We start from the raw sequence: 23,670 nt of genomic DNA, 5'->3' as shown, positions 1-23,670 counted from the left end.
TGATCGATGATCGACGATGTATCAACGAAAAGCGCCTATCTGAGCACCTCCTCCCTCGAGAATATATTGCGCTTTCAAATCATCCCGTAGTGCCTCGTAGAGCGGCCGAACCGTTTGGCGGAGTTCTCCCTCAGCACGCTGCTGATTGATATAGAAAGCAGCTCGTAGTCCTAGAAGTTCTACCGTCGGGCTGACTTGTTCGAAGCGCAAACCGACCCGAGCCAACAACCGTTGGAAACGCGGCTCAATCATTGCCAACACATGATAACGTTCCGAGATACCGCTTAATGCAGTTGCGCAAAGATTGAGAGCAACACCTGTCATGAGAAAATCTTGACGCTCGTGCTGGCTAAAGACCCATTTCTCTAGCTCGGTCGCGAGCGACTCATCTTTACCGCCAGATCGAAAAAATCGAGGTATAGCCACGCGTGAAATTTCGCATAGGCTTTTCCTATTAATCTCCCCTACTTCAAGATCGATCGCCACACCAAGATCTCGGCAATGTTTCTCTACGGGTAATATCGAAGCCCTGCCCATAGAGTCGAGCGCCATGACTACGCGTAGGCAACCTATCGCTAGTCCTGTATCACGGTGTTCTACCAGACAGTGAAGAGAATTAGCATCGAACGTATCCTGTTCTAGGCGATCCGCCAAATCAAGCGAGAAAAACCCTAACTCCTCGCAGAAAACACGATGTCTAAGAGAAAAAACCCGTGCTCTATCTCGCTCATTCGTTGCTAAAAGGAAATTGAATTTTCTCAAAAATCGATTGTTCGACGTCTCGCCATCCTGACGACCTTCTGACGACATAAGGTTTTCACTTAATCCCAACCTCTGTGGCCGGCTGAGGCCTTCCCAAATAGAATCCTTGGACATAGTCAATATTGTATTTTCTTAGATATGGTAGTATGGAAGGCTTGTCGACAAATTCTGCCACCGTTTTCTTACCTAGTCCCTTAGCAATGTCGGCAATTGCCTTGACGATAAGCTGATTTTCCTCGCTATCTGGAAGCGTCGTGATGAACGAACCATCTACTTTAATATAATCAGACGGAAGTTGGCCAAGATAGTAAAAACTGCTGAATCCTACCCCAAAATCATCCAATGCAACCTGGCAGCCTAAACGTCGGATGTCTTCAAGCACCCCTCTCGCGGAAGTAAAATCAGTCACGGCAGCAGTCTCAGTAACTTCCACAATCAGGCGGCGAGGTTCTACCTCCCATTTTTCAAATTCAGACTCCATTAAAGGCATCAACTCTTTGTCTTGCAAAGACTGCCCTGAGAGGTTGATAGCAAGGCTTATAGAATTGTCAACAAACCTCGAAATCAACTCAATCCCCTTCGCTACCACCCATCGGTCAATAGCTGCGATCTGGCCGTTTCGCTCAGCAATGGGAATGAAGGCACCCGGAGAGAGATATTCACCGTCGTCGCCCCTCAATCTTAGCAGTGCCTCATAATGTTGAATGTTGAAATCTGTCAGTCTAAAGATGGGTTGTAGCATTAGCTCGAACTGATCATACAGTAGCGCGCTGCGTATTCTCTCAGCCCAGTACACCCGCTGCTTTAACTCTTCACGGTCCTGCTGATCGGGTTGTAGTAGATGCCAACGCTTAGCCATATCCTCTTTAGCTCTATACATGGCATAGTCTGCATTAGCCATTAGCTTGTCAGGGCGATCACCGTGATCGGGATAGGCAGCAATACCGATACTAGCGCTGGCTCGATGTGTGCGCCCATGAATATGGATACTCTGCTGGTCCAGGTGATCAGCTATTTTTCTAGCTAAATCGACAGCGGCATCAGTCGACGTGTGCTCCATCAGAACCGCAAACTCGTCTCCGCCAAGTCGGGCCACGATATATCCGTGGCTCAGTCCGGATAGGGTGGAGGCGACCGCTCGCAGCAGCTGGTCACCGGTTTGATGCCCGCTCAGTTCATTGACGTCTTTAAAACGATCTAGATCCAGGTAAAGTACAGCACCAAAAGCTCCAGCAACGACTGCACGATTAAGAGCCTCTTCGAAAAACCGACGGTTATAGAGCTCCGTCAAAGAATCTCTATTTGCGAGCCAAGCAAGACGATTTTCTGCCAACTTCCGTTCGGTAATATCAACCCCGACGGAAATCAATTCTCGACGTTCCTCGTCAATTCTAAGTGGAGTGTGATACCAGACAATAGTTCTGACAGTTCCATCCACCGATACAAAATGACTTTCTTGCTGTCCTCCCGCATTAAAAAACTCATCAACGTTAAAAAAATCCATCGAGAATAACTGTTGAAAGCTACAATGCAGCAAGGCTTGATCGCTAAGCCCAGTCATGGTTTGACAAAGACGGTTTGTCAAAGTAATAAAGCCATCTCGACGGTGAGTCAAAACCAGGACCTGTGCGGTATTCATCAGCCCTCTAATAAAGTCTCTTTCCCTAGCCAAGTCTTTAATCTTAGCTTCAAGCTGCAGACCTCGCTTGCCGACTTCTGCTTCCAAGCCCTCCAGCTTTATCTCGAGCTCTACAGCAGTTGTTTCTAACGCATCAATTTCATCAACGAACAAAGATCTTCTAGCCTTAATACTATGCCGCATCACATTATATTTTCGTTCAGCTAGCAAAGGAAGCTTGCGGCTAATCTCTCTTAAACGCCCCATTCGATAACGTAAAATAAGATAAAGCAGAATTTCTGCAGCAGCCCACCCAACCAAAGAAATCGTGAGGATTGTCTGTGTTGTTTTCAAAATTCCATTTAATTGATCCGTAACATTGGAAATCAATAGAAAATAACTGGGCCGCCTATCATTACTTCCCGCTCCCAAAGCAATGGAAGAAATTTCGTATTTTTTCCCATCGTAGATATAGCTTAGAGCTTTCCCTTGAGTTTCTGAAAAAGAAAATTTCCGTGACAACTCTTGGATAAAGGGAAATACTGTAGACTCATGCGTCAACGCGGCTAAAGAAATACCCCAGCTAGGAAGATACCTCCCCTCGAGTGAGGGCTTATCCGAACCAACGAGTAGAGCCACTTCGCTACCCGAACTTTTTTGCAAATAACGTGTAATGTCTGCTAGGGACCGGGAGATCATTACAACACCCGCATCCACTCCCCCGGCAAGCACAGGAACAGCCACATATTGCTTACAGGATTCGGTGCAGAGAAGCTTATCCCTTGGCCTCTCATTATCTAAAACATCACCCAACCAGTCATCACTACCTGCTCCACCCAGAAACTCTAACTTATGTCCGAAAGTAACAATAGGGCGCAATTCGCGATTATAAACAACAATATCATCAAGCCCGACGTCAAGCTGCAACGTCGGCCACAAAGCCTTTATTGCCAATTCAGCGTCAGGTTCATTATTATTTAGAAGTGCGTACCCCAAATCCTCTGAAGACGCGACCATGCCGGCCATCTGCCTCATAACGTCTGCAGATCGCTGTACATTGAATTTCACCTCTTGGCTTTGACTCTCATAAAATTCGTCTCGGGATTGCTGAAACTGACTCATCAGAGAATGGTTGCTTACCCATACAATCAGGCTAGTCAGGGCCAGCAAGAGAAAGCTGGTTAACAGCATCGCTCGCCACTTTAGGTCTAACCGAAAACTCCTTCTGTCTGCGTGCATCTCAGTACGCCCTAAAGTGATCAACAACCTGCTTAAAAGAAGTAAGAAACTTGAAAAAGCAACATATTCCAGTATTTCTCCTGAGAACTAATTTCTGATGCATCTTGGAACGGCACCCAACCAGTTCCTTCAATATTGTGAAATTCAGAAGAAATCAAAAATCGAGAGTATGGTTGCCATTGCAATCCGGTCGTCCAATCTTTAGCATACCTCGTGTAAGCAGGCCTTCCCGTTCTCTCTTCGTAGTCACTTCCAGCGCGGTCCGCTTTATTCGTCACCAATGAATCATATCTCACTAGCCACTGCCAATCAGCACTCAGGCGACGAGTAAATTGAATATACCAACTTTCTCCTGTTGCTTCGTAGTTGTAAGGCTCAGAAAATCCGCTTGATTTGACATGCCTGAGGGCATATTCGCTCGTCACAGACCAACTTTCCCTATTATATTGGAAAGAAAATATCCAAGGTTGGAATGAAAAGCGCCCTGATCCCGGGCCAGACGGCTTAGAGTCTAATCGAGCATTAACATTAGCGTAAGTCATCGCTAAAATCATGCCACCGCCGTCATGTTCATAACGGAGCTGTCCAATGTAGGATGTTTTCCCAGAATAGCTTCCGAGGTCATCCCTGCCAAAAGCCGACACTTCTGACTGCGAATCCATGCGAGGTTTACCCGCACCAATTTGAAATCTCAATACGCCATTATTTAAGGGCTTTTCAAGATAACCACTCACACCATCAGCAGATAATGCGGGCTTTCTGGTACGGTCAAAGTAAATAGACTGAGGCAGCAGTATACTAGGGCGCGTGATAGCGATATCTCGCGTTTGATTGTAGAGGCCAAGCGGGTTTTTAAATCGTCCCAGCTGCACCCCCGACGTCATATTAGAGCTGCTATAAAACTGATAATCAATGACACCATAATCAAGTTCTATATCATTTAACTCTTGGATATCACCAGCTTGCCTCGCAAGAAGCTGGCCTGCCACGAGCACGTTGTTCAAAGGACGGAAAGAGGCATTCAACCCCAGCTCGGTATATTCCAGACTGCCGCCTCCGTCACTACTCGGGCCGAAGAAATCGTTATGATCAGTCACGATGAGTGCCTGACTCATGAAGCCGTGAACCTGAAAGGTATCCGACATCTCTACGGCATGGGCATTGGCGGCCAACAACATGGATACCGCCGCGTTAGCAGCGATCAAGAAAGGATTCAATCTATTCAATGTCGAGCACCCGAACCTGATCATTCAGGCTTGATTGTTTGATATACCCGATACTACCCGGGGTAGAGGCAACGGCTTCGAGCATATCCGCCTCGTCTTCAACCTCGTTGGGCGCCTGCCCCGTTCCGGAAAACACCGCGCGGTCCCAGGCCAATCGTAATTGATGCGGATAAACACCCAAGATTTTCTTGGAAAATTCTTCATGAACCGGATTGTCATCGGGCAGGACGAAGACGTGTACGGCTTGCCCGCCAGGCAGAGTTCTTTGCCGCATCGCGAAGACGGCCCTGAGCGTTTCCAGCGGCAGGGAAGATTGCTGCACAGCGGGATTGGCAATAATGATGACCGCCAACTCATCTCCGCGGCTGCCGAACGAGACAAGCGCGAGTAGCAATAGGCCTCCGGTCAGCATCCGCCGCATGCGTCATGCCCCCGTGACACGCGTGCTTTTGTCATTGCCATCGTCAAAGACAAACCCCGATTCGAAATCGACTCAATCTGAAGGATACCGAACGACGGTACTTCAGTTCATCGCACAGTGTGGCAGATTGGGGCATCTGGCATGTCAGGAATAGCGTCAGCAACGATTGTTATCTCGCTGGATAAGCCACCAGACTTCACCTCCAGTCAATAGCTGTTCCCTGGCGTTACGTCGTTATTCGCCACCTGATCCTGGCGCACGCAATCCGCGGCAACGTCCGACCACCTCAGGCGACTTATTTCACAGCATACTCATATCGTTGCAGATCGCCCACCTGTCATATTAGTCATTGATGCCATTTGGCGACAGTCGACGATATGGGATGTCGTAAAGAGGGTCACTCACGAGCTGTTCGCATGCGACTCATATCCATTTGCCGGATTTCCGTGATGCCGAGAAGAGCCATGTCCCGCGTGATCTCGTCCTGCATCAATCGGATCGCATGACTGACGCCGGCTTCGCCGGCGTAGGCAGCCGCGTAATTGAAGGGACGGCCGAAGAAGACGAAGCGAGCGCCCAAGGCCAAGGCTTTCAGAACATCGGTACCGCGTCGGAAGCCGCTATCGATCATGACAGGAAAGTCTCCGACCGCGTCGATCACTTCGGGAAGTATACGTAGGGGTGCTATCGTGCCGTCCAGCTGCCTGCCGCCATGGTTGGACACGATGATGGCGTCGACGCCTTGCGCCTTGGCGCGCCTGGCATCCTCGGGATGCAGGATGCCCTTGACGATCAGGTTGCCCGGCCAGCGTTCTCGCACCATCGCGAGATAATCCCAGTCGAGATGCGTGCGCCCTGAAAAGTCGCGATTGACGTGGCGCGAGATGACCGGGATTCCCCGGGTCGCGTGATTGTTTTCGAAATGCGGAATGCCGTGATGACGAAGCGTCTTGTAAAACGTTTCGTAGAGCCAACGCGGTTTGACCAGCCCATCCAGTGCCAGGCGAACACTCGGGCGGATCGGTGATGAAAAACCGCTGCGTCGGTTGTTGTCCGGATTGGGCGGTACGGCGTAATCGACGGTGATGACCAGATTGCGAAAGCCCGCTCGCTGAATGCGAGCAATCAACGCCTCGATCCCGGGCCGATCCCCTGGCAGATAGGCCTGGAACCAATCCGCGCCCTCGATTCTGGCCACCTCTTCCATCGGGATCAGCGACGAGCCGCTCATGATCATCGGCACACCGGCCTGAGCCGCCGCTCTAGCCATCACCAGATCACCTCGGTAAGCGGAAAGCGCGCTGATTCCCATGGGAGCGATACCGAACGGGGCGGCGTAGCGCTTGCCCAGCAGTTCGGTTTCAAGCGAGATGCGGGAGACATCGGTCAGCGCCCGCGGCAGGAAACTGTAGTCGTCGAAGGCCGCGCGATTGGCAGCCAGGCTTTTACCGTCTTCCGCCGCGTTGGCAACGTATCCGTGAAGCGGCCGGGGAAGATGGCGTTTGCCGGCGCGTTCGAGGTCCAGGAAATTACGTATACGGGACAAGCGGCGTTGTTGGCGCGTCACGGGCGATCCTTAATCGCGGGAGAGAGGAAATCGACGATACGAGGGTAGCGATTATCTTGCCAGGCCTGGCATCGCGAAACCGCACTGCGTCAGCGCTGCCAGCAACGTGTCGCGCTGACTGTCGTCAAGGGAGATCAACGGTGGGCGCAGACGGTCCCAGGCGGGGTCACCGCTGAAATGCGCCGTCGCGGCCTTGAGCGCCGGAATCATCGGCACGCTCTCGAAGATATCCCGAATCTCGTTGAGCGCCTGCTGACGCGCATCGGCGTCTTCCTGTTGCCAACTGCCGCCCAGTGCCGAAATCGCGCGGGGATTGACGTTGGCCGTGGCGCTGATACAGCCGGCGCCGCCAGCTCGCAACGTTGGCAGTAGGAAGCGCTCGCTACCGGCATAGACACGGAACCCCTGCGTGCCGAAGGCATCGATGACAGCCTGAGTATTTGCCCAGTCGCCGGAGCTGTCCTTGATTCCCGCCACGACCTCGGGATAACGCTTCAGCAAGCGTTCGATCAGGCCCAGGCCGATGGGCACCTGGGCGACCGGCGGAATGTGATAGAGGTAGAGCCGCAGCCGGTCATCGCCGACGCGTTCGATCACCTCGGAGTAGAACCGAAACAGCCCCTCTTCCGAAACGCCCTTGTAGTAGAAAGGCGGCAGCATCAACACGCCCCCGACTCCTTGACTGACGGCATGTCGGGTCAGGGTCACGCTGTCGGGTATCGAGCAGCAGCCGGTTCCCGGCATCAGTCGGGAGGTATCGAGTCCCGCCGCGACCAGCTGGTCGAGCAGGCCGACTCTTTCCTGCACCGACAGCGAGTTAGCCTCGGAATTGGTGCCGAAGATTGCCAGACCGACATCGTTGGCCATCAGCCAGCGGCAATGATCGACGAAGCGCGCCGCATCAGGGGAAAGATCATCGCGAAAAGGCGTGATGACCGGTGAGAGTACGGTACCGCAGGGCGCATTCGGCGACATGGGTGCTGACCTCTGGCTGGGCAAATGTAAAAACCGTATGACAGGCAGTGAAAACCGTGGACCGTGGTCCGCCGTCCGATAGCGATCGAATCAGGACCAGGGCTCGACGGCGTAGCGGGATAATGCGTCTTCGTCGAAGTCGAATCCCAATCCCGGCGTCTGCGGTAGATGCAGGCGCCCCTCGCGGAAGGTCAGTTGCGTATCGATCAGCCTACGAAAGTTAAGCACTTGATCGTCGGCGAAGAATTCGACGAAAGGTGCATTCGGCGTCGAACCGACCAGATGCACGTGAAGATCATGGAACCAGTGCGGGCAGATTTCCACGCCATAACTGGCCGCCGTGGCCGCGATACGACGGAATTCCGTCACCCCGCCGCAGACCGCAGCGTCGGTCTGCAGAATCATCGCCGCTTCCTTGTCCAGCAGCTCCTTGAACCGCCAGCGACCGGCTTCGATCTCGCCTGTCGCCACCGGGATCGGCGTGCGCTCGGCGAGACGACGGTGATTGTCGATATCGTCGGGACTGAACGGCTCTTCGATCCAGTAGGGGGAATAGGGCTCGGCCATCCGCGCGAATGCCAGGGCCGAAGGAAGATCGCGCCAGGCATTGTTGGCATCCATCATCAGCAGCACGTCGGGACCGATGGCTTCGCGAACGGCCGCCAGCCGCGCCTCTTCGCCGGCCAGATCTTCGCGCCCCACTTTCATCTTGACCGCCTTGAAGCCCTTGTCGACGTAGCCCGTCATCTCCTCCGCCAGCTTGGCCGGCGTCTTGCCCTCGAGGTAATAACCACCGCTGGCATAGGCCGCCACACTCTCTTCGTCACTGGCGCCAAGAAACTTGTAAAGGGGCAGGCTGGCGGCGCGGGCATTGCGGTCCCACAGAGCCACATCGAGAATGCTCAAGGCGCGCATCACCGAACCGGTGCGACCATGGAGCAAGCTTTCCTGGTACATCTCCTGCCACAGCCCTTCGACACGATGGGTATCCTGCCCCATCAGTACGGGCTTGAGCAGATCGCGCACTGCCTGCGTCACCAGATGGCCGGCGTTGTTGCCGCCATAGCAGAAGCCAATGCCGCTGACGCCGTCGTCGCCAGTCACCTTGACCAGCGCATAGTCGCGCTTGAATACCTGTCGATTGGAAAAACTGGTCGGGTTATCCAGCGCGACATTGACCGTACGCGCCTGCACATCGGTAATTCTGGCCATCGATCGTTTCTCCCAAGAGTCGTAGGCAAAATAGAGGGGACGAATCCAGACGGATCAGCCCTGTTTCAGGCGACGCTTGAACGGCATACGCAGCCAGCGGAAGACAGGCGTTGCCTGGAGTATCGAAAGCAGCGCCAGAATCAGCAGAACCGTGGCGATCGGACTTTCCAGGAAGACACCGAAGCTGTCGTTGCCGATCAGCATCGACTGCTGGAAGCTGATTTCCATCACCGGTCCCAGAATCAGGCCGATCACCATCGGCGCCGGCGAGACGCCGGCCTTGCTCATCCAATAGCCAAACAGACCGAAGCCCAGCATGAGCCCGACATCGAACAGACTGTTGTTGATGGCGAAGGCGCCAATGATGCAGAGCGTCAGAATCGCGCAGGCAATGAAGCCATCAGGAATCTTGGTAACCGACACGCTCATCTTGGTGAACGCCAACCCCACCACCAGCAGCGCGATGTTGGCGAGAATCACCGCCCAGATCAGGGTATAGGTGACATCGCCATAATCGGTCAGCAGATTGGGACCTGGAAGAATGCCCTGCACCATCAGCGCCCCCAGCAGAATCGCCGTGGAGGAGCTTCCCGGTATCCCCAATGCGATGGTGGGAATCAGTGCGCCACCGACGACCGCATTATTGGCAGACTCCGGCGCAGCGACCCCGGCGATATCACCTTTACCGAACTGGCTCTTGTCCTTGGCGAAGCGCTTGGCCTCGTTATAGGCAAACCAGCTGGCAGTATCGCCACCGGTGCCGGGAATCAGCCCCACGACGATACCGATACCGCTGGAGCGCAGGATATTGGGCATCAATTGCTTGATGGTGCTCCACCGCGGCATCAGCCGGTCAGTAATGCGGCTGGCCACCTTGCCACCCTGATGGGAGTTCTCGATCAGGGTCAGCGCCTGTGGCACCGAGAACAGCCCGATCAATGCCACCGTGAAATCGATCCCGCCGAACAGATTGATCTGGTCGAAGGTCATGCGCGGCGTGCCGGTGGTGAGGTCCATCCCGACCGTGCTGAGCAACAGCCCCAACCCGCCGGAGAGCAAGCCACTGATGACCGAACCCTGAGCCAGCGAGCCGATGATCGTGATGCCCAGCACGGCAATCGCGAACAGCTCGATCGGACCGAACTCGAGCACCAGCGTGCCGAGTAGCGGCGCCGCCGTCAGCAACGCGATGCCACTCAGCAGCCCGCCGAAGAACGACGCGAACAGCGACACCCCCAGCGCCTCGCCGGCACGGCCCTGCTGCGACAACGGAAAGCCATCGAGGACGGTCGCCGCCGCCGATGGTGTTCCGGGCGTGCGCAGCAGAATCGCGGCGATGGAGCCACCGTAAGAGGCTCCGACGTAGAGCGAGGCCAGCATGCTCAGCCCTGTCGCCGGATCGAAGCTGAACGTCAGCGGCAACAGCAAAGCCAACGCCATCGTCGCCGAAAGCCCCGGCATTGCCCCGACGAACAGCCCCAGCAGCGTGCCGCCGAGGATGCAGGCAATGTTGTTGACGCTTAGCACATTGGCCAGGCCGATCATTACCAAAGAGGAATCCATGCGCGTCTACTCTCCTGCGCTCGATTTGAGCAACGTGGGCCGCCGGTTGTGGCGAATGCTTACAAGCTCTCTTTGATGAACACTTATAAAAAGCTTGGCAGCAGCGGAATCGGCAGGCCCAGGAACTGCACGAACACCAGACAGACCATGCCGATCAGGACCGCGCCCCCGATCAGCGCGAAGGTCCACTTCACGGTGCGCAGAATCGCCAGCGCCAGGGCCATGAACAGCGCCGTGGCAAGCACGTAGCCGAGCGTCGTCATCACCGCAACATACGCCACCGCCAGCAGAAAAATGGCAGCGACCGCCGCCCAGCGCCGAGGCGCCGGCGACGCGTCGTTCGCTTCATCCGACGCTACGGCGTCATGCACCTTGGTCGTTCCCGTTTCACGGTAGGCCGATGCACGACGCTGAAACCGCAGCTCGCTGGCGACCATCGCCAACGACAGCAGCGCCACGGCCACCGCATAGATCATCGGCATCTGGGCGGCGGCCCGAGGGTACTGGCTGGCATCGAAGAAGAAGACGCCGGCCAAGGCGATGCCAAACACCCCCAGCAGCAAACGACTGACATTCATGGCGTCCTCCTCCTCGATAGTTCGTCAGCCACTCAGCGGCCGACTTCGTCCTTGACCGATTCCCAGATGCCGCGATAGTCGCTTTCCATCTGGTCGATCATGGCGCGGTAGTCATCGCCGGTAACGACGTCGAGATTCATGGCACGCTTTTCCGCCTGGGCCTGGAAATCGGGATCCTTGGCCAGGGTCTCGAATGCCTCGATCAACTGCTGACGGGCCTCGTCGGGAATGCCCGCCGGTGCGCTGTAACCACGCGAAGAGCCCGCTACCACATCAACGCCCTTCTCTTTCATGGTCGGTACGTCAGGCAGGCTGGTCAGACGCTTCTCGGAGAAGACGGCCAGTGCGCGCAAGTTACCGGACTGAATCTGGCCGTAGACGTTGCCGACGTTGTTGAAGCTGGCATCGATCTTGCCGCCCATGGCCGCCGTCGCGGAGGGGCCGTCACCTTGGAACGGAACCTTCTTGAGCGACAGACCCTTGGCCTGCTCGAGCAGAATGGTGGTAAAGAAATCGTCCCCCCCCACGCCGGAGTTGCCGATGGTTACCGTGCCTGGATTCTGCTCGGCATCCTCGAAAAGATCCTCGATGGTCTGATAAGGACTGTCGGCATTGACGACGACGATGCCCGGGTCAGTGACCACATTGGCGATCGGGGTCAACTCATCGGTCTTATAGGTGATGGCATCGTTCATGATGTAGTTGGTCATCAGCATCGGCGTGTTGGTGATGCTGATGGTGCCGCCATTCTTGGGCGACTGTTTGGCCAATCGAGTCCAGGCAATGGCGCCAGTGGCGCCCGGCATGTACTCATTGACGAAGTCGACACCGAGGATCTCGCTCAGGCGCGGCTGCACAAGCTGAGCCAGGGCATCACTACCACCCCCGGGTTTGAATCCCTGCAGTACGGTGATCTCGTCACCGCCCACGTAATCGGCGGCTTGCGCCAAGGGGGAGAGACTGATGGCCATGGCGGTGATCGTTAGCCAGTGGCGAAGGGCTTTGGCGTGCATGATCGATTCCTCTCTGACGGAGTCTGTTTATCGTTGTCGTGCTTGATCGTCTTCGTGCTGGGTCGTCGTTGTCGTGCCAGAGAGAACGTAGTAATTTATCAATCATATTGTCAATAATCTTGACAACAATAGAGACTAAAGCACTAACGTCGTACAAAATGTCGGCAACGGCTGCAAAATGAGCCTTATTCGAGATATCGATGGGAAGAATCGATTCTGCAATCAGCATTTCTGCAAACAAGGTTCTCTCACGCAGAGGCGAGGCACTTGCTCCACCCCCGCCCTGCTGAAGACAATGACGGACCGAGTGCCGGAAATTTCATCATGACGGGAACACGTTCATGCCAAAGCGAGACATCGCCAAACCCACCACCGCCGACACTGGCCGACGCCTCGCCGACGAAAACACTGAGATGATCGCCGAGGCGGTGAGCGTCGCCGATATCGTCTCGGCCATCGAAGAGGATATCGTGCTGAATCGGGCGCACCCGAAGGAGCGGCTGGTCGAGGAAGACTTGATGCAACGCTTCGCCGGCAAGCGCCATGTGGTGCGTCAGGCGCTATTTCAGCTCGAGAACGCCGGACTGGTGGAACGCATCAAGAATCGTGGTGCTTTCGTCAAATCCTATACGCCAGACGAGGTCGAGGGGATCTACGTCATGCGTGAACTGCTGGAAGAGGCGGCCGCCGACCGTATTCCGATGCCGGCTCCCTCCTCGCTGATCAACGAACTGACTGCGATTCAGGCACAGCACAGCGCGGCCGTGGAGAACGGAGACCTAAGCGCGGTGTTCCATCAAAACATCGCCTTCCACCGCACGCTGTTCGCGGCCTGCGGCAACGAGTATCTGTCTGACACGATCAACGAGTTCGCCCAGAAGGCGCATGCCATTCGTTTCATCGGTACCACCGACCGACAGTCCATCCTGCTCGCTCGCGACGAACACCTCGCCATGATCGACGCGCTCGAGCGGCAGGATCGCGCCGAACTGCATCGCCTTTGCTACCGACATCTCCAACCGTCGAAAGAGCGTTATCTGCATCTCTATCGGCTCAGAGAAGGCGGCTGAGGGCTCAGCGCGTGAAAGAACCGAGTCGTCAGAACCCGGCTCGCAAGAATTGCATATTCGAAACTGACTGAAGGGCCGCCACAAGCGCGGCCCCCATCATTTTGGTACGCGGCGCTGGATGTTCGGCGGGCGCAGGAAGGTGAAATCGCAGCCTTGATCCGCCTGAGTTATCTGCTCGAGAAACAGCTTGCGATACCCCCGCTCGGCAGTCAGGGCAATCGGTCTCCAGCCTTCCCGACGACGTGCAAGTTCTGCGTCGTCGACTAGCAGCTCCAGTCGTCTTTCGCTCACACTCAGACGAATCCTGTCACCGTTCTCGACCAGTGCCAGTGGCCCGCCCAAGGCGGCTTCCGGCGTCACGTGCAGCACGATGGAGCCCGCCGCCGTGCCGCTCATGCGGCCGTCGGAGATTCGTAGCATGTCGCGCACGCCTTGCCGCGCCAGCTTGCGCGGGATCGGCAGATAACCCGCTTCGGGCATACCCGGTGCCCCAACTGGGCCGATCCGCTTGAGCACGAGAACGTCCTCCGGTGTTACGTCCAGCTCGGGATCGTCGATGCGCGCGGCCATGTCCTCGGCGTCTTCGAACACCACCGCGCGCCCTTCATGCTCCATCAGTCTGGCATCGGCCGCCGACTGCTTGATGATCGCGCCATCCGGCGCCAGGTTGCCGCGCACGAAGGCGATCCCCCCCGCCGGATAGAGCGGAGAATCGAATCGGTGCACCACCTGCTGCTCGAACGTCGGCACCGCATCGATCTCTTCTCCCAGCGTGCGGCCAGTTACGGTCATGGCGTCGAGATGCAACAGCGGTTTCAATTCGCGCAGTACGGTCGGCAACCCGCCGGCACGATGCAGATCCTCCATATAATGTTGGCCCGACGGCTTGAGATCGACCAGCACCGGCGTCTCTCGACTCATGCGATCGAAAGCCGCGAGATCGATATCAATGCCCATACGTCCGGCGATAGCGGTCAGATGAATGATACCGTTGGTCGAACCGCCGATTGCCAGCAACACCCGCAGCGCATTCTCGAACGCTTTTTCGGTCAGGATCTTGTCCGGCGTCACACGGGCTCGCGCGTTGATCACGGCTTGCCGACCCGTCGCCTCGGCGACGCGCATGCGATCCGCAGTCACCGCTGGCGGCGAGGCGCTGCCCGGCAAGGCGATGCCCAGCGCTTCGCTGATACACGCCATGGTGCTGGCCGTCCCCATGACCGAGCAGGTGCCGACACTGCCGACCAGTTTGGCGTTGACCTCTTCGATCTCCTGATCGTCGATCTCCTGGCCACGATACATGCCCCAGTAGCGACGACAGTCGGTGCACGCGCCCACGCGGACGCCACGGTGGCCACTGGTCAGCATCGCGCCGGTCACCAGCTCGAGCATGGGTAGATTGGCCGAAGCGGCGCCCATCAACTGGGCGGGCACCGTCTTGTCGCAGCCGCCGATCAGCACCACCGAGTCCATCGGCTGGGCCCGAATCATCTCCTCGGTATCCATCGACATCAGGTTGCGCAGGTACATGCTGGTGGGCGTGGAAAAACTCTCGGCGATCGAGATGGTGGGGAATTCGATCGGCAGTCCACCCTCCAGCATCACCCCGCGTTTCACTGCCTCGATCAGTTGCGGCATGTTGCCATGACAGGGGTTGTAGCCGCTCCCCGTGTTGGCGATGCCGACGATAGTACGGTTGAGCGCATCATCGCTGTAACCCGCCCCCTTGATGAACGCCTTGCGTAGAAACAGCGAAAATCCGGCGTCGCCATAGTTGACCAGACCCTGATTGAGCCCGGTCTGCCGCTCGTCATCCGGCTTGTCGTTTTGCTCGCCGTGCTGCTCGTTATTAGGCTCGTCTGCCATGGCACCCTCGTCGTCAATATTATTGATAATATTATTGACGTAAATAACCACAATTGGAGAGCCATGGACATCCGACTTAAGCCGTAACTGCCCTCGCGACAGGATAGTCATGAAGGATTTAGCAGCCGCTGCCCATATCACCTAACCTTGTCTGTGGCAGCGGCCCTGACCCGTTGCCGACACCCGCCAGGACCGTGATACAAGGATGAAGAAGATGACGCTTTTTGAAGACCTGCGTGAGAGCCACGACAAGCAGCGCCGCCTGCTGGACCTGCTGGTCAAGACCCACGGCGACAGCGAAGGTCGCGACGAGCTGTTCAAGCGTCTGCGCGCCGAGCTCGAGAATCATGCCGTCGCGGAAGAGCGCGCGCTCTACATTCCGATGATGGAGCACGACATGACGCAGGAGAAGGCGCGTCACAGCGTTGCCGAGCATCACGAGATCGACGAGCTGATCGAGGCGCTGGAAGGCACCGAATACGACTCTCCCGGCTGGCTGGCCAGCGCCAAGAAGCTCCAGGATCTGGTGACGCATCATCTCGATGAAGAGGAGCAGGAAGTTTTCCAGCTGGCAGGCCGGGCCTTGGACGATGCAAAGAAAGTTGCCCTGGCCAAGACCTATCGGCAGGAAATGGAAGCCCGAGAAGCCAACTGAATGACGGACACCTCTCGACCGCTCCAGCCAGAGCGGTCGTCGCGCTTTTCCCTCAGGATCCGGCGATATCGGATGCAACTTTTTCTCATCGAGGAACTCTCAGCAACAGCCGTAAAAGGAAAGATATTCATGCTGTTGCCAACAAAACTCCCGCATTATTCCCGTCTGACCTGGCTTGCGCCGTTCACGTTATTGGCTGGGTGCACGGGCATCCCCGAGGGAACGCAGCCGGTCAGCGACTTCCAGATCGACCATTATCTGGGTCAGTGGTACGAGATCGCCCGCCTGGACCACGGTTTCGAAGAGGGACTCGAATGCGTCACCGCTGATTACAGCCGTCGTGACGATGGCGATATTCGCGTCATCAATCGCGGCTACGATCCGGTCGAGCAGCGCTGGGAAAGTGCCGAGGGTCAAGCCAGTTTCGTCGGCGATCCCAGTGTCGCCCATCTCAAGGTCAGCTTCTTCGGCCCGTTTTACGCGGGCTATAGCGTGCTGTCGCTGGACGATAGTTATCAACATGCACTCGTCGCAGGACCGGACCGAGACTACCTGTGGATACTTTCACGAGACCCGACGCTGGACGAACCCACGTATGCGGCTCTGATCTCTCAGGCACGCGAACTCGAGTTCCCGGTCGATGAACTGGTTCAGGTCTCCCAGGATCCGGAAACCTGCCAGCGAACCGGCAATATCGGAGAAGTGTCCGGCTGAACCGGACGCTCATGCTTTGGTCGACGTTCAAGGCTCCTATCTCGCACCCTCCGGCAAGCGTTCTATAGTGGGTACAGCATTCTGACTCGGAGCCTGCCAATGACCCTCGATCGTCGACAGCTACTGCGCAATTCTGCCTTGATCGGCGCAGCCGTTGCTTTCTCGCCCGGCCTTCTCGCTCAGACGACTGGCGCGCCTCCCGCTCGCTATCCGGACGAGGCCTGGCAGGTGCTGGATGACCGTTTCAAACCTTATTACCTCTTCAATACTCCGCTCGAGCGTCACTGGTCGGACGGCCTGTGGCTGGAAGGCCCAGCCTGGAACGCGGTCGGCCGCTACGCCGTCTTCAGCGATATTCCCCGTGCCCGGCAGATGCGCTGGGACGAGATGACCGGCCAGGTCAGCGTGCTGCGCGAAGGCGTCGGTCACTCCAACGGCAACGCGTTCGATCATCATGGCCGCCTGATCGCCTGCGAACATTCGCCAGCGCGAGTCGTGCGTTATGAATGGAATGGCACCACGACCGTGCTGGCCAGTCACTTTCAGGGCAAGCGCCTGAACGCGCCCAACGATCTGGTAGTTCTGCCCAACGATGGCGTGATCTTCACCGACCCCGGATACGGCGCCCACGTCGATTATGAAGGCGAAAAGCGTCCTCTGGCGCTCAAACCGGCGGTTTACTACATCGACGACACGCTGGACGCGCCCAAGCTGTTGACCGACGAACCGGGCAAACCCAACGGTATTGCACTATCCAGCGACAAGCGCCGGCTCTACGTCAGCGATACCGCGCCTTCACATTTTCCGGATCGGCCGGCGACGGTGTCACGCTGGGCGCTCTCTCAGGATGGCCAATCGCTCAGCAACCACGAAACCGTGGTGTCGAGCAAGGACACCGAAACCTACGATGGCATCACTCTCGACCAGGACGACAATCTCTGGGCCGCGGTTTCGGGTGGCAAGGGTCATGATGGCGTATCGATCTTTGCACCCAACGGAGATCGAATCGGCAGAATCCTGTTGCCGGAGGTGTGCGCCAACCTGTGTTTCGTCGGCGAGCATCGCAACCGGCTGTTGATGACCGCCAGCCGTTCGATCTACACCCTCTATACCGGAACCCGTGGGCTTGCCTGAAGCCTGACGGACTCCTGAGCGAGTGGTGCATGGATCCGGCTAGCCGGATCAAACACCGCAAGACGCCTTCCCGTAACGGAAGACAGGAAAAAAGACTTCACAGCCAAAATTTCAAGAACTGCGCTTTCATGATCGTACCGCGTTTTTTCAGCGTATCGACGAGGCGACTTGCCGGAGACCGCCAACGGGGTAAGCTGGCCGCTCATTGATAGCAGCCGAAAATCGGCGAGAGTCTACCGTGCCGAACTTATTGCTCCCCTTGCCCTCGTTCGTCATTCAAGCGTTTCCGGCGCTGCGAGCGCATCATGCTGGATAAGTGGCTCGCGGCAACCCTGGACGAAGCATCGGCGCTGAACGACAGCACCGGGCCATCCCCTCATGATGCCATGGAGCAGGGTCGTCTGCCCGGCGGCCGCTACCGAATCCATGGCGAGGGCATCCTCGAGCTGACGCCGGATACCGTCGCCAAGGATGCGCGCAGCGTGGTGATATCCGCCGGCATTCATGGCAACGAGACAGCCCCCATCGAACTGGTCGGCGAGCTACTCGCGGCTCTCGAGACCGGGCGCCTTACGCTGGGCGCGCCGGTGCTGGTCATTCTCGGCAACATCCCTTCGATCCGCGCGCAGAGCCGCTTCGTCACTACCAATCTCAATCGTCTGTTCCAGCGGGACCTCGATCTGGCGGGCGGCGAGCCGGATCGTGCCAGAACGCTGATGCAATCCGTCGACGATTTTTTTGCAAGACATCCCGATCGACCGCTGCATCTCGACATGCATACCGCCATTCGTGACAGCCGTTATCCGCGCTTTGCCGTCGTCCCCTATACCGAGACACAGCCCTCGTCGAGTTGGCAATCGCTGGCAGCAGCAGGCATGCAGGCCGTGTTGCTCCAGCATCAGCACAGCTGGACCTTTTCCCACTATTCACGCCATTACCACGCGGCCGAAGCCTATACTCTGGAACTAGGCAAGGTGCGTCCTTTTGGTGACAACGATCTCGACGCTTTGAGTGATATGCGCAGCTGGCTTGCCGCCCTCGCGGAAGGGCGCTGGTTCTCGAGCGAAGAGCTTGGCGATCTTCGCTTCTTTCAGGTCGCTCACGAACTGATGCGCACGAGCGACGCTTTCCGCCTCGCGTTTGCCGAGAACGTCGCCAACTTCACCGAGTTCCCCATCGGCGAAACGCTTGCCGAGGGTGAACAGCGCGGGCCTTTCATCGTGCAGGATGCACCGCTCTCGGTGGTCTTTCCCAATGCGAACGTCGAGCTGAATGCGCGGGCGGCGTTGCTGGTCCGCCCGTGTGCGCCACCCGATTCACCGTGATGGCCCTGGCATCGATCGATGACGGGGTCACCGACGATTCCATGATCAACGATTCCAAGGCCAACGATTCGACCAACGACGAATAGATCAACAACGACAAGACTGCTCAGGAGTTTCTTAAGATGAACAATAAGTTACCATTCGATTACCCCCTCACCGTCCCGCCGCGCTGCCGCTTGAATCCGGCCTTGTCTGGAACCTAACGGCGAAACTGCTAGAATCGCCGGATTTTTCGCCGGGGAGTCGGCGTCGCCAGCACCTTCGAACGATGGCACGATCAACAGCAACACGGGCCATCAGACGCCAGGCATCTCCCCGCCAGCCAGCCAACCCACTCGGTGGACAACATCATGGCCGCGACCCCCATCCCCCTGGAAGCACAGGGCATCAAGAAGCGCTTCGGCGACGTCGAGGTACTCAAGGGGATCTCTCTCCAGGCGCAGAAGGGCGACGTCATCACGCTGATCGGTGCTTCGGGCTCCGGGAAAAGCACCTTTCTCCGCTGCATGAACCTGCTGGAACAGCCCGACGAAGGCGAACTGATCGTTCACAACGAGGCGATCAATTTTCGCGCCACCAAACAGGGCCGTGAACCGGCTGACTGGAAACAGGTCGAGCGGATCCGCGCCAAGCTCTCGATGGTGTTCCAGAATTTCAATCTCTGGTCGCACATGACGCTGCTCGAAAACGTCATCGAAGCTCCCGTCTACGTGCTCAAGAAACCCAAGAAACAGGCGATCGACGATGCTCGCGCGCTGCTAGATCGCGTCGGCCTGCTGGATCGCGCCGACTACTACCCGACCCAGATGTCCGGCGGCCAGCAGCAGCGTGGCGCCATCGCCCGCGCCCTGGCGATGGATCCGGAAGTCATGCTGTTCGACGAACCGACCTCGGCACTCGACCCGGAACTGGTCGGCGACGTGCTCAAGGTCATGCGCGGTCTCGCCGACGAGGGCCGTACCATGATTCTGGTCACCCATGAGATCGCTTTCGCCCGGGACGTTTCCAGTCAGGTGATCTACCTGCACCAGGGCGTGGTGGAAGAGACCGGAGCGCCAGCCGACGTTCTCGACAACCCGCGCTCCGAGCGCCTGCGCCAGTTCCTGGCGCCCAAGCACTGAGGCGGATTCCATCATGATCGACCTGCAAGGCTACGGCCCGCGCCTGCTCGAGGGGGCTCTGGTCACCATCGAGCTGGCCGTGCTTTCGCTGATACTGGCAGTCATCCTGGGGCTGTTGACCGCCAGCGCCAAGCTGTCGCGCAATCGGCTCATCCACGCCGTCGGTACGCTCTACACCACGCTGGTGCGTGGCGTGCCGGATCTGGTGCTGATGATGCTGCTGTTCTATGGCGGCCAGATCGGCATCAACATGCTCACCGATCAGCTCTATTACGCCTTCGATATCGATATCTTCATCAACGTCAACGCCTTCGTCGCGGGGGTCATCACCATCGGCCTGATTTTCGGGGCCTACATGGGCGAAACCTTCCGCGGTGCCTTTCAGGCGGTGGAAGAGGGTCAGATGGAAGCCGCACGCGCCTACGGCATGAGCCCATTGCTCGCTTTTCGGCACGTACGCTTCCCGCTGATGATGCGCCATGCACTGCCGGGGATCGGCAATAACTGGATGGTATTGCTCAAGACCACCGCGCTGGTCTCGATCATCGGCCTGACCGATATGGTCCGCGTTGCCGCCGAGGCGACCAAGGCCACGCATGAGCCGTTCATGTTCATGATTCCGGTCGCGATGGTCTATCTGCTGATCGCCACGCTTTCCGAGTGGGGCTTCGCCAAGTTGACCAAGCGTTACAACACAGGCTTCGGGGAGTCCAGCGAATGGAACAATTGAACGGCTGGTTCACCGAGCTGCTGTCCGGCAACACGATCTTTACGGCCAATACGCTGAGTTTTTACTGGGGCGGCCTCGTCACCACGGTGCAGTTGGTCTTTCTATGCCTGCTGCTGGGCATCGTCCTGGCGGTACCGCTGGCCATCGGTCGGGGTTCGAAACGGCGCTGGATCAAGCTGCCGATATACGCCTACACCTATGTTTTCCGCGGCACGCCGCTGTTGATCCAGCTTTATCTGGTCTACTACGGCGTCGTTTTCTTCGACGGCATTCAGGACAGTATCTTCTGGGTGGTGTTCAAGCAGGCGTTCTTCCCGGCGCTGATCGCGTTCACGCTCAACACGACGGCCTACACCACCGAGATCTTCCACGGCGCGATCAAGAATACCGCCAAGGGCGAAATCGAGGCAGCGCGCGCCTATGGCATGTCGCGCAAGCTGATGATGCGACGCATCATTCTGCCCAGCGCCTTTCGTCGCGCCCTGCCGGCCTATGGCAATGAAGTGATCTTCATGCTGCATGCCAGCGCGGTGGCAAGCGTCGTCACGATCATGGATCTGACCGGCGCGGCCTACTATGTCTATGCCCGCTTCTACGCGCCGTTCGATGCGTTCATCTTCGTCGCGCTGATCTACCTCTGCCTGACCTTCAGTATCATGTTCGTGTTCCGCAGGCTGGAGAAAAGACTTCTGGCGCATCTACGCCCTCGCGGAAGCTGATCGCGAGCGACTGATCTCCAAAGGGGTCACCGCCCGACGCTCTGCCATTCATCCCAAGTTACTGATCAAAAGTCACCAATCACAAGAGAGGATTCCTCATGAACAAATGGATCACCAGCGCCCTGATCGTCGGCGGCCTTCTCGCCGGACAGATTTCCAGCCAGGCGATTGCTCAGGACAGCGAACCGAAAGACGCCATTCGCCTGGGTATCGACGTGCCCTACGAACCCTTCGTCATGCGCGATGCGGACGGCCAGCTCGAAGGTTTCGAAATCGATCTCGGCAACGAGCTGTGCGCTCGCGCCAACCTCGAGTGCAGCTGGGTCGAGCAGAGCTGGGACGGCATCATCCCCGGCCTGCTGGCGCGCAAGTACGACGCCATTCTGTCATCGATGGCAATCACCCCGGAGCGCGAGCGTCAGGTCATGTTCTCGCTGCCCTACTACAACACGCCGAGCGTCTGGATCACCGCCCGCGATCGCGATATCGATATCAACGACAAGGACTCCCTCAAGGGGCTTTCCGTCGGCGTGCAGCGTGGCACCATCCGTGACGTCTATGTCACCCAGGAATATGGCGACGTGCTCGATATCAACCGTTACGGCTCTTCTCAGGACGTGGTCAACGATCTCAAATCCGGTCGCCTCGATCTGACGTTCGAAGACTTCCCGATCGCCAATGACGCTATCGATTTCCGCAAGGACAACAGCCCCTACAAGCAGCTCGGTGACAGCATCAAGACGCCGACTTCGATCTTCGGTAAAGGTGCCGCCATGGCGTTCCGTCAGCGCGACAAGGCGCTGGCCGCGAAGTTCGACAAGGCGATCTGCGAAGTCTATGCCGACGGCACTTTCGACAAACTGATGGATCAGTACTTCGACTACGACCTGTCGGTACGTCCGAGCGAGCAGGACTGCGCCAAGTAAACCCGCCATCATCCGCCCGGCACGCTGGTCGTCATTCCAGCGTTCGGGCTTTTCGATACTCGAGCCGAGGAAGCGTCGTGGAACACCAGAAACATGCCTTGATCAGCCCAGTGCCCGGCACCGAGCGCCACATCGACAGCTTTCATTTCGGCCCGGCGGATGCCGAGCGGCATCTCTACGTCCAGGGCGCGCTACACGCCGACGAACTACCCGGCATGCTGGTCGCCTGGACCCTGAAACAGCGTTTGGCCGAACTCGAGGCACAGGGGCAGCTGGCCTGCCGCGTGACCCTCGTGCCGGTCGCCAACCCGGTGGGGCTGGATCAGCAGCTGATGGATACGCCGCTGGGACGCTACGATTTCGAGAGCCTGACCAACTTCAACCGCCGCTATGCCAGCGTCACCGAGAGCATCGTCGAGGCGCTCGAACCCGAGCTGAACGACGATATCGCGCACAACCGTGAAGTGATTCGTGATCGCTTCGAGGCGGCACTGCTCACGGCTCTCGCGACAACTGGGCCGACCACCACGCTCGAGTCGATGCGGCTGACTCTGCAGCGCCTGGCCTGCCGCGCCGATTTCGTGCTCGACCTGCACTGCGACTTCGACGCCGTGGAGCATCTCTACACCACACCCGCGGCGTGGCCCGTGTTCGAGCCCCTAGCGCGCTACTTCGGCTCCAAGGCCAACATGCTGGCCACCGATTCCGGCGGCCAATCGTTCGACGAGTGCTTCACGCTGGTGTGGGAACAGCTGCAGCAGACTTTCGGCGAGCGCTTTCCGATCGATTACGGCTGCCAGTCGGTCACGCTGGAACTGCGCGGCCAGCGAGACGTCGATCACCACCTCGCCGACAACGACGCCCAGGCGATCATTGACTGGCTTCGACATCTCGGCCTGATTGCCGGCGAGGCGCCCGCGCTGCCCGAGCTGGCCTATCCCCCCACCGAGCTGGCGGCGATGGACTTTCTGCACGCGCCGATCGGCGGGCTGCTGGTGTTCCATGCCTCCCCGGGAACCGCCGTCGAGGCGGGTCAGCTGATTGCCGAGATCATCGATCCGATCAGCGATCGCGTCGAGCCGGTTCACGCACCGCAGGCCGGCATGTTCTACGCGCGCAGCCAACGTCGAATGGCCACGGCCGGGATGATCGTCGCCGATATCGCCGGTCATCAGAGCCACCGAAGCGGGTATCTACTGGCGCCGTGAATCAGCCGTTGACTGGGATGATATTCAA

At 57.6% G+C, this 23,670-nt stretch carries 21 protein-coding genes; 10 read left to right on the top strand and 11 right to left on the bottom strand.

Annotated features, from left to right (window positions below; genetic code table 11):
- Window positions 1-21: 21 nt before the first annotated feature.
- The 10 genes from DOM27_RS14095 to DOM27_RS14050 form a co-directional block, all read right to left on the bottom strand.
- Window positions 22-876 (bottom strand): PEP-CTERM/exosortase system-associated acyltransferase, encoded by an 855-nt coding sequence (locus DOM27_RS14095; protein ID WP_110656775.1) that lies wholly within the window; start codon window positions 874-876, stop codon window positions 22-24.
- Window positions 818-3,571, bottom strand: coding sequence for a bifunctional diguanylate cyclase/phosphodiesterase (locus DOM27_RS14090; protein WP_188113732.1), 2,754 nt, complete (start codon window positions 3,569-3,571; stop codon window positions 818-820). The genes DOM27_RS14095 and DOM27_RS14090 overlap by 59 nt, the downstream gene beginning before the upstream one ends.
- An 80-nt stretch (window positions 3,572-3,651) precedes the next feature.
- Window positions 3,652-4,797 carry a hypothetical protein gene (locus DOM27_RS14085; protein ID WP_223162356.1) on the bottom strand — a complete coding sequence of 382 codons (1,146 nt, stop codon included), beginning with the start codon at window positions 4,795-4,797 and terminating at the stop codon, window positions 3,652-3,654.
- 40 nt (window positions 4,798-4,837) lie between these two features.
- Window positions 4,838-5,266 carry a type 2 periplasmic-binding domain-containing protein gene (locus DOM27_RS14080; protein ID WP_245392729.1) on the bottom strand — a complete coding sequence of 143 codons (429 nt, stop codon included), beginning with the start codon at window positions 5,264-5,266 and terminating at the stop codon, window positions 4,838-4,840.
- A gap of 397 nt (window positions 5,267-5,663) precedes the next feature.
- Complete coding sequence (locus tag DOM27_RS14075; RefSeq protein ID WP_110656768.1) at window positions 5,664-6,833, bottom strand: alpha-hydroxy acid oxidase; 1,170 nt, start codon at window positions 6,831-6,833, stop codon at window positions 5,664-5,666.
- Between the two features lie 51 nt (window positions 6,834-6,884).
- Window positions 6,885-7,808 carry a dihydrodipicolinate synthase family protein gene (locus DOM27_RS14070; protein ID WP_110656766.1) on the bottom strand — a complete coding sequence of 308 codons (924 nt, stop codon included), beginning with the start codon at window positions 7,806-7,808 and terminating at the stop codon, window positions 6,885-6,887.
- A gap of 90 nt (window positions 7,809-7,898) precedes the next feature.
- Window positions 7,899-9,020, bottom strand: coding sequence for a mandelate racemase/muconate lactonizing enzyme family protein (locus DOM27_RS14065; RefSeq protein ID WP_110656764.1), 1,122 nt, complete (start codon window positions 9,018-9,020; stop codon window positions 7,899-7,901).
- Window positions 9,021-9,074: 54 nt separating this feature from the next.
- Window positions 9,075-10,583: a tripartite tricarboxylate transporter permease gene (locus tag DOM27_RS14060; protein ID WP_110656762.1), complete on the bottom strand. Its 1,509-nt coding sequence runs from the start codon at window positions 10,581-10,583 to the stop codon at window positions 9,075-9,077.
- A gap of 83 nt (window positions 10,584-10,666) precedes the next feature.
- The gene (locus DOM27_RS14055) at window positions 10,667-11,161 is read right to left on the bottom strand and encodes a tripartite tricarboxylate transporter TctB family protein (RefSeq protein ID WP_110656759.1); all 495 of its coding nucleotides are present in this window, start codon (window positions 11,159-11,161) and stop codon (window positions 10,667-10,669) included.
- A 32-nt stretch (window positions 11,162-11,193) separates the two neighbouring features.
- Window positions 11,194-12,174: a tripartite tricarboxylate transporter substrate binding protein gene (locus DOM27_RS14050; RefSeq protein WP_110656757.1), complete on the bottom strand. Its 981-nt coding sequence runs from the start codon at window positions 12,172-12,174 to the stop codon at window positions 11,194-11,196.
- A gap of 341 nt (window positions 12,175-12,515) precedes the next feature.
- On the opposite strand from DOM27_RS14050, the gene DOM27_RS14045 reads away from it, so the two are divergent.
- On the top strand, window positions 12,516-13,244 hold the full coding sequence (locus DOM27_RS14045; protein ID WP_110656755.1) for a GntR family transcriptional regulator: 729 nt from the start codon (window positions 12,516-12,518) through the stop codon (window positions 13,242-13,244).
- Between the two features lie 96 nt (window positions 13,245-13,340).
- On the opposite strand, the gene DOM27_RS14040 is transcribed toward DOM27_RS14045, so the two are convergent.
- Window positions 13,341-15,110, bottom strand: coding sequence for an IlvD/Edd family dehydratase (locus DOM27_RS14040; protein WP_110656752.1), 1,770 nt, complete (start codon window positions 15,108-15,110; stop codon window positions 13,341-13,343).
- Window positions 15,111-15,324: 214 nt separating this feature from the next.
- Between DOM27_RS14040 and DOM27_RS14035 the strand changes: the two genes are divergently transcribed.
- From DOM27_RS14035 to DOM27_RS13995, 9 genes are all read left to right on the top strand, one after another.
- On the top strand, window positions 15,325-15,765 hold the full coding sequence (locus DOM27_RS14035) for a hemerythrin domain-containing protein (protein WP_110656750.1): 441 nt from the start codon (window positions 15,325-15,327) through the stop codon (window positions 15,763-15,765).
- A gap of 129 nt (window positions 15,766-15,894) precedes the next feature.
- Window positions 15,895-16,479 carry a lipocalin family protein gene (locus tag DOM27_RS14030; RefSeq protein ID WP_110656748.1) on the top strand — a complete coding sequence of 195 codons (585 nt, stop codon included), beginning with the start codon at window positions 15,895-15,897 and terminating at the stop codon, window positions 16,477-16,479.
- Window positions 16,480-16,578: 99 nt separating this feature from the next.
- Window positions 16,579-17,613: an SMP-30/gluconolactonase/LRE family protein gene (locus tag DOM27_RS14025; RefSeq protein WP_110656746.1), complete on the top strand. Its 1,035-nt coding sequence runs from the start codon at window positions 16,579-16,581 to the stop codon at window positions 17,611-17,613.
- Between the two features lie 305 nt (window positions 17,614-17,918).
- The gene (locus DOM27_RS14020) at window positions 17,919-18,938 is read left to right on the top strand and encodes a succinylglutamate desuccinylase (RefSeq protein ID WP_110656744.1); all 1,020 of its coding nucleotides are present in this window, start codon (window positions 17,919-17,921) and stop codon (window positions 18,936-18,938) included.
- 350 nt (window positions 18,939-19,288) lie between these two features.
- Window positions 19,289-20,059 (top strand): ABC transporter ATP-binding protein, encoded by a 771-nt coding sequence (locus DOM27_RS14015; protein WP_110656741.1) that lies wholly within the window; start codon window positions 19,289-19,291, stop codon window positions 20,057-20,059.
- Window positions 20,060-20,072: 13 nt separating this feature from the next.
- Complete coding sequence (locus DOM27_RS14010; protein WP_110656739.1) at window positions 20,073-20,789, top strand: ABC transporter permease; 717 nt, start codon at window positions 20,073-20,075, stop codon at window positions 20,787-20,789.
- Window positions 20,777-21,508 carry an ABC transporter permease gene (locus tag DOM27_RS14005; RefSeq protein ID WP_110656736.1) on the top strand — a complete coding sequence of 244 codons (732 nt, stop codon included), beginning with the start codon at window positions 20,777-20,779 and terminating at the stop codon, window positions 21,506-21,508. The genes DOM27_RS14010 and DOM27_RS14005 overlap by 13 nt, the downstream gene beginning before the upstream one ends.
- Before the next feature lie 98 nt (window positions 21,509-21,606).
- Window positions 21,607-22,434 carry a transporter substrate-binding domain-containing protein gene (locus DOM27_RS14000; protein ID WP_110656733.1) on the top strand — a complete coding sequence of 276 codons (828 nt, stop codon included), beginning with the start codon at window positions 21,607-21,609 and terminating at the stop codon, window positions 22,432-22,434.
- A 77-nt stretch (window positions 22,435-22,511) separates the two neighbouring features.
- Complete coding sequence (locus DOM27_RS13995; RefSeq protein WP_110656731.1) at window positions 22,512-23,642, top strand: succinylglutamate desuccinylase/aspartoacylase family protein; 1,131 nt, start codon at window positions 22,512-22,514, stop codon at window positions 23,640-23,642.
- Window positions 23,643-23,670 lie beyond the last annotated feature (28 nt).

The organism is Salinicola halimionae (assembly GCF_003206065.1).
GTDB lineage: Bacteria > Pseudomonadota > Gammaproteobacteria > Pseudomonadales > Halomonadaceae > Salinicola > Salinicola halimionae.
Note: the sequence above shows the minus strand (reverse complement) of the source record. Positions and strands in the feature narration are given on the sequence as shown.